This is a genomic window from Pseudomonas sp. HMWF006 (genome assembly GCF_003061205.1).
Classification (GTDB): domain Bacteria; phylum Pseudomonadota; class Gammaproteobacteria; order Pseudomonadales; family Pseudomonadaceae; genus Aquipseudomonas; species Aquipseudomonas monsensis.
In genome coordinates, this window is sequence record NZ_QAIU01000404.1 from 1 (window position 1) to 2,032 (window position 2,032).

A 2,032-nucleotide genomic window follows, 5' to 3' on the forward strand; every position below is an offset into this window, starting at 1 on the left:
CTTGCCAAGGTCGGGGTCGCGAGTTCGAGTCTCGTTTCCCGCTCCAATTTGTACGTGTTTGTTGTTGTGCTACTGACAGCAAATGCTTTGAGGCCGAGTAGCAAAATGGTTATGCAGTGGATTGCAAATCCACCTACGCCGGTTCGATTCCGACCTCGGCCTCCACTATAAACAAGCTCCGTAGATCCATGATTTACGGAGCTTTTTTATTTGCAGTGCGCAGCAAGATTTAGTCTTGAAAACGGCCATTGCGAACTTGCTTCACCGGGAAGTGATGTATATATTTCCCGCTCTGCTGCTTGCATGTGCACTCTGTCAGGATTGCCACTGCGAAGTAGGAGAGAGCAACACCGCGCTACCGCCCGAATGGCGAAACTGGTAGACGCATGGGACTTAAAATCCCCCGCTCGTAAGGGCGTGCCGGTTCGATTCCGGCTTCGGGCACCATATCTAATCAAGGGTTTGCGGGCGAAAGCTGATGCAAGCCCTTGTTTGTTTCCAGTGCGGTATTTTGATCGGATGCCCATGGATTACCGCTAATGGATACTTCTGATCGTTCGCAATTTTCATTGTGCCTATTGGCGTTGCGTACGTTCACTGGCCTGACAGCCGCCATTTTTTTAAGCGAAAGCCCAGCTATTTAGCTGGGCTTTTTTGTAGCTTTAAACAAATGCCTGTCCACTGAAACCTCGCGGCAGGCGCTGAAGCCCGGCCATTGCGGTCAGCCGCTCAATCCATTGTGTGCGCCAATCAACCGCGCCATGAGTGTTCTTTGCCTGTCGGGCAGTGCGCCGTGCTGCATTGCGTTGGTCTTTTCTTGCCTGCTTGAACGCATCGGTATTGCGGCAGCTACGGCACTTCACGCGATTGAGTTCTTTGCTCGCTGAGAGTTGCTGACCTTTGTGACCGCAGGCCAGATGACCGTCGACGCTGAAATGAATGACCATGAACCGTCTCCTGAGTGACGTGTAATGGTTTGACAACTGGCAGCCATGCGCGTTCGGCGAGACAAATCGCAGACAAAAAAACACCCGCATGCGGGCGGGCGTTGAAAGTGATCTCTAAAGGAGTGAATTCACTGTAAGCGGGTCGATGTGATGGCTTCGTGAAAAGAAACTTTTCGGCTCACACAAGCAACTGCCGGGCAGAAGGCCGCCCGGCAATAATGACCATCCCTCGCGATGACCTGATTTGTCGTTATCTGAACCGTGGCAGCGGCCGATCAACCGGCTTCAGGGCCGACAGTGTATTGCGAATCAGCGGCGCATCCTTTTCGATGTCGTTCAGCCGATCGCGGATACGCAGGGCGGTGGGGTGTCCGCCTTGATGATCGACCCAGTCGGCGATCTCCTTGCAAGCGGCCGCGAGGCGGGCCTGCCGGGCGTCGAGCAGGGTGAGGAGGGTGGTGATGGACTCTTTTTCGGACATGGAACACCTCCGTTCAATGAAACCGCTGAGCGGCAGCAAAAAGCCCGCAAGTCGCGAGCCTTCTGCCGTTGGGGTGCTGCTCCTTCAGCTGGTTTCAGTATAGACCCGCCGGTGATCGGCATCAGCCGGAAGACTGGCGGACCGGTAGTGGAGAACTCGCTGCGTTAAGGCGCTCGCATTCGACCCTGGCGTCTTGCTCCCTGTCGTAGCCATCGCCGATGAAGCCACCCGTGCGCGTGTCGCAGATACGAAACCAGCCAATGGCTTCGGCGGGATCATGCTGGCTTTCTCCGGCGCGTCGACCGTGAATGATGATCTTGTTGCAGCGCTTCACGACGAAAATGTCTTCCATGGCGTCACCGCAGCTGATTCGTGTCAGATCAACTATAGAAGGCTGCGGCGATCGTGCAAAAAATAGGCAGATCAACTCGTCGGCTGGCACTGCCGGGCGGGGATCAAGGCGCGTCGGTCATTTCGCTCATCTGCTCGAGAAACATTGCCAACGCCACTTCTTCGGCGCGCAGCCCTTTGCGCACTCGCGGACGGGGGAGTTGCGCCAGTGCGCCGAGCATGAATTTTTCCACCACAGCGGGATGGATATAGC

The 2,032-nt window shown here is 55.6% G+C and carries 3 protein-coding genes, 2 tRNA genes and 1 pseudogene; 2 read left to right on the forward strand and 4 right to left on the reverse strand.

All coding sequences use genetic code 11. The annotated features are described in order from the left end of the window. Positions 1–91: 91 nt before the first annotated feature. Positions 92–165: transfer RNA gene (locus tag DBR24_RS16770), tRNA-Cys, on the forward strand. 195 nt (positions 166–360) lie between these two features. Beyond that, positions 361–447 (forward strand) — tRNA-Leu (locus DBR24_RS16775). A gap of 215 nt (positions 448–662) precedes the next feature. Here DBR24_RS16775 and DBR24_RS16780 read toward each other — a convergent pair. The 4 genes and pseudogenes from DBR24_RS16780 to DBR24_RS32490 all read right to left on the reverse strand — a co-directional run. Next, positions 663–947: a hypothetical protein gene (locus tag DBR24_RS16780; protein WP_128615308.1), complete on the reverse strand. Its 285-nt coding sequence runs from the start codon at positions 945–947 to the stop codon at positions 663–665. 250 nt (positions 948–1,197) lie between these two features. Then, positions 1,198–1,428, reverse strand: a complete 231-nt coding sequence (locus DBR24_RS16785) for a hypothetical protein (protein ID WP_008082703.1) — start codon at positions 1,426–1,428, stop codon at positions 1,198–1,200. 121 nt (positions 1,429–1,549) lie between these two features. After that, positions 1,550–1,780 (reverse strand): hypothetical protein, encoded by a 231-nt coding sequence (locus DBR24_RS16790; RefSeq protein ID WP_123468355.1) that lies wholly within the window; start codon positions 1,778–1,780, stop codon positions 1,550–1,552. Between the two features lie 103 nt (positions 1,781–1,883). Beyond that, positions 1,884–2,032: pseudogene (locus DBR24_RS32490) on the reverse strand (DNA topoisomerase IB); the annotation flags it as partial.

What these genes read in the sequence shown, in the direction of transcription:
- DBR24_RS16785 (WP_008082703.1), bottom strand. Translation starts at nt 1,428, where the DNA reads ATGTCCGAAAAAGAGTCCATCACCACCCTCCTCACCCTGCTCGACGCC.
- DBR24_RS16780 (WP_128615308.1), bottom strand. Translation starts at nt 947, where the DNA reads ATGGTCATTCATTTCAGCGTCGACGGTCATCTGGCCTGCGGTCACAAA.
- DBR24_RS16790 (WP_123468355.1), bottom strand. Translation starts at nt 1,780, where the DNA reads ATGGAAGACATTTTCGTCGTGAAGCGCTGCAACAAGATCATCATTCAC.